The sequence below is a fragment of the Dietzia sp. B19 genome (genome assembly GCF_014145155.1).
Classification (GTDB): Bacteria; Actinomycetota; Actinomycetes; order Mycobacteriales; family Mycobacteriaceae; genus Dietzia; species Dietzia natronolimnaea.
On the sequence record NZ_JAALED010000271.1, the window covers coordinates 1 to 3,852 of the forward strand.

A 3,852-nucleotide genomic window follows, 5' to 3' on the forward strand; every position below is an offset into this window, starting at 1 on the left:
TGACTCGCGGGCCTCCTCCACCCGGCGACGGGCGCGGCGGCCGGCTCCGTGGAGGGACGAGGCGTTACCGACGGTGGCGGCCGCCTCGGCGTAGGCGGCCAGGGCCGACGGGCGCATCGGGGTGGTCGCGGCGTGGTCGAGATAGTGCGCGGTGCGGATCGTGAGCATGACGTCGGCAAGAATACGCCCGAACGCGCCGGACCCCGGCACCGCAGGGGTGCCGGGGTCCGGTCGGTACTGCCGGGCGCTGTCGCGCCGAACTCACTTACGGGCGTTGATGGCCTCGGTGAGCTGCGGGGCGACGTTGAACAGATCGCCGACGACGCCGTAGTCCGCGATCTCGAAGATCGGGGCCTCCTCGTCCTTGTTCACGGCGACGATCGTCTTGGACGTCTGCATCCCGGCGCGGTGCTGGATGGCGCCCGAGATCCCCAGGGCGATGTACAGCTGCGGCGACACGGTCTTGCCGGTCTGACCCACCTGGAACTGACCCGGGTAGTACCCCGAGTCGACGGCGGCGCGCGAGGCACCGACCGCACCCTTGAGCGAGTCGGCCAACGGCTCGACGACCTCTTCGAACTTCTCCGCCGAACCCACGCCACGACCACCGGCGACGACGACGGTCGCCTCGGTGAGCTCGGGACGGTCGCCACCGACGATCGGGTTGCGGGAGATGACCCTGGCGGCGTTCTCGGGCTCGGGGACGTCGACCTCGACGACCTCACCGGCCCCGGCGGACGGCGACGCCTCGACGGCGCCCGGGCGCAGGGTGTAGATGGGCGTGTCGCCGGCGACGGTCGCCTCGACGGTGAACGCGCCACCGAAGATCGAGTGGACCGCGGACCCGTCGGACTTGATCTCGACGACGTCACACAGGGTGCCGGAACCGGTACGGGCCGCGAGGCGACCCGCCACCTCCTTGCCCTCGAACGTGGCGGCCAGGACGATCGCCGCCGCGCCCTGCTCGGCGAGCCCGGCGAGGACGTCGACCTTGGGCGTGACGAGGTAGTTCTGGACCGCGTCGCCCTCGGCCACGTAGATCTTCTCCGCGCCGGCCTCCTTGAGGGCGTCGGTGAGCGCTGCGGCGGTGCCGGTCTCACCGAACACGACGGCGGACGGCTCACCGAGCGCGCGTGCGGCGGTCAGCAGTTCGAGGGTGACCTTCTTGAGTTCGCCGTCGACGTGCTCGACCGCGACGAGGACTTCAGCCATGGTGGATTCTCCTTGAAAAAGACTGGTGGGAGTCGGTCGGGGTGAGCGCGATCAGATGAGCTTCTGCGCGACGAGGTACTTGGCGACCTCGTTGCCGCCCTCGCCCTCGTCGGTGAACTTCTCACCGGCGCTGCGCGGCGGCTTGGGGACCGACGACGTGACGGTGGTCGCCGCGTTGTCCTTGCCCACCTGGCCGGCCTCGACGTTGGTGTCGGCCAGCGTCAGGACCTCGACCGGCTTCTTCTTGGCGGCCATGATGCCCTTGAAGGAGGGGAACCGCGGCTCGTTGATCTTCTCTCCGACCGACACGACGCAGGGCAGCGACGCCTCGATCTCGAAGATGCCCTCGTCGGTCTCCCGCTCACCCTTGATGGTCCCGCCGGAGACCTCGAGGGTGCGCATGTGGGTGACCTGCGGCAGGCCCAGGTACTCGGCGATGATGGCCGGGACGCTGCCCATGCGGCCGTCGGTGGCCTCGTTGCCACAGATGACCAGCTCGGTGCCCTCGATGGTGCCCAGCACGTTGGCGATGGCCCACGCGGTCTGGACGACGTCCGAGCCGTGGAGCGCCTCGTCGTTGAGGTGGACGGCCTTGTCGGCGCCCATCGACAGGGCCTTGCGGATCGCCTCGGTGGCGCGGTCGGGACCGGCGGTCAGGACGGTCACCTCGCCCCCCTCGGCCTCCTTGATCTGGAGAGCCTGCTCAACGGCCTTCTCATTGATCTCATCGAGGACCGCGTCCGCGGCCTCGCGGTCCAGGGTGAAGTCCCCATCGGAGAGCTTGCGCTCCGAGTAGGTGTCCGGAACCTGCTTGATCAGTACGACGATGTTCGTCATGGGCCTGCGTCGACCTCCTGCGAGTCGGGGCTGGGTGCGATCCGAACTGGCCGGGCGCACCGGATTGTGGTCCTGGGGACAACAATAACGTCACCCGGGCCCACCCTGCAGGAGCGGGGCCGTCAGTTGATGCGCTTGTCCCACCCCGACCACGCGGCGTCACGGAGTTCGTTCTTGCGGACCTTGCCGGTCGAGGTGCGCGGCAGGGCCTCGGTGAGCTCCACCGCACCGGGCACCTTGTACCGGGCGATCCTGGTCCGGCAATGATCGATCACACCGTCCTCGTCGAGGTCGGAACCGGGTTTCACCACGACGTACGCCTTCGGACGCTCACCCCACTTCTCGTCGGGCATCGAGACCACGGCGCAGTCCACCACGTCGGGGTGCGCCGCGATCGCCTGTTCGACCTCGATCGTGGAGATGTTCTCGCCGCCGGAGACCACCACGTCCTTGGCGCGGTCGAGCAGCTGCACGTACCCGTCCGGGTGCATCACGCCGAGGTCGCCCGAGTGGAACCAACCCCCGGCGAACGCGGTCGCCGTGGCCTCGGGGTCGGCGAAGTACCCCTTCATCACGCCGTTGCCCGTCATGACGACCTCGCCCATCGTCACGCCGTCGGCCGGGACGTCGACGAGGTGCTTCTCGCCGGGGCTGGTCCGCTCGACCACCCGGACCGTGTCGGCGTGGATCATGGCCACGCCCTGACGGGACTTGAGACCCGCACGCTCGTCCGGGTCCAGGTCCGCCCAGTCGGGCTGGGGCGTACACACCGTGAACGGCCCGTAGGTCTCGGTGAGCCCGTACACCTGCGTCACGTCGATGCCCAGGTCCTCGAAGCGTCGCAGGATCGTGGGCGAGGGCGGGGCGCCGGCGGTGACCATGCGGATCCCCGTCACCGGCCGGGCCGCCGGGTCGTCGGCGATCGTGCTCAACACCGCCGGGGCGCCGGCGAGGCGGTTGATCCCCTCGTCGTCGAACAGTCTCCAGATCTCATCGCCCCGGACGGCGCGCAGACACACGTGGGTGCCCATCGCGCCGGTCAGGGCCCACGTCGTGCACCACCCGTTGCAGTGGAACATCGGGAGCGTCCACAGGTAGCGCGAGTCCGAGTCCAGTCCCTGGGTGATGATCTCCCCGAGCGCGTTGAGGTAGGCACCGCGGTGGGTGTACATGACGCCCTTCGGGCGCCCCGTCGTGCCCGAGGTGTAGTTGACGGCGATCACGGCGTCCTCGTCCTCCACCGCCCAGGACACCGGTTGCGGGGAGGCCAGTGCCAGGCCCTCCTCCAGCGCCTCGGCGCGGGGACCGAAGCGGGCCGGGTCCGGCTGGGTGCCGTCGGCGTCGGGGGTCACCAGGATCAGACTGATCGACTCCGGGACCTCGTCCCCCAGCCCGGCCAGGAGACCGGCGTCGGCGATGAGCACCGAGATCCCGGCGTGCTCGGTGATGTACGCGACCTCCGGGGCCGCGAGGCGGGTGTTGAGGGCGACCACCGCCCCGCCGGCGAGCGGGACCGCGAACTGTGCGAGCAGCGCCTCGGCGGAGTTGGGCGCGAGCACCCCGACGCGGTCGCCCCGGGCGACCCCGCGCATCCGCAGGAGTGAGGCCAGCCGCGTGGCGCGATCGGCGAACTCCGCGTAGCTCTGGCGGCGGGGGCCGTCCACCACCGCGGTCGCCTCGGGGAACACACGAGCGGCCTTCTCCAGGAAGCTCAGCGGGGTGAGAGCGGTGTCGAGTCCTGAGCTGGCTGTCATCGCGGATGGTCCGCCTCTCGTGAAGTGTCGAACTGGTCGCGGGTGGTCA

Annotated in this window: 3 protein-coding genes and 1 pseudogene; all 4 read right to left on the reverse strand. The window is 70.1% G+C overall.

Going from position 1 to position 3,852, the window contains the following annotated elements; all coding sequences use genetic code 11:
* Positions 1-168: pseudogene (locus tag G6020_RS16995) on the reverse strand (cysteine desulfurase NifS); the annotation flags it as partial.
* 93 nt (positions 169-261) lie between these two features.
* Positions 262-1,212: an electron transfer flavoprotein subunit alpha/FixB family protein gene (locus tag G6020_RS08615; RefSeq protein WP_179525537.1), complete on the reverse strand. Its 951-nt coding sequence runs from the start codon at positions 1,210-1,212 to the stop codon at positions 262-264.
* A 51-nt stretch (positions 1,213-1,263) separates the two neighbouring features.
* Positions 1,264-2,049 (reverse strand): electron transfer flavoprotein subunit beta/FixA family protein, encoded by a 786-nt coding sequence (locus G6020_RS08620; protein WP_179525538.1) that lies wholly within the window; start codon positions 2,047-2,049, stop codon positions 1,264-1,266.
* 122 nt (positions 2,050-2,171) lie between these two features.
* On the reverse strand, positions 2,172-3,803 hold the full coding sequence (locus G6020_RS08625) for an AMP-binding protein (RefSeq protein ID WP_182610337.1): 1,632 nt from the start codon (positions 3,801-3,803) through the stop codon (positions 2,172-2,174).
* Positions 3,804-3,852 lie beyond the last annotated feature (49 nt).

What these genes read in the sequence shown, in the direction of transcription:
- G6020_RS08615 (WP_179525537.1), bottom strand. Translation starts at nt 1,212, where the DNA reads ATGGCTGAAGTCCTCGTCGCGGTCGAGCACGTCGACGGCGAACTCAAG.
- G6020_RS08620 (WP_179525538.1), bottom strand. Translation starts at nt 2,049, where the DNA reads ATGACGAACATCGTCGTACTGATCAAGCAGGTTCCGGACACCTACTCG.
- G6020_RS08625 (WP_182610337.1), bottom strand. Translation starts at nt 3,803, where the DNA reads ATGACAGCCAGCTCAGGACTCGACACCGCTCTCACCCCGCTGAGCTTC.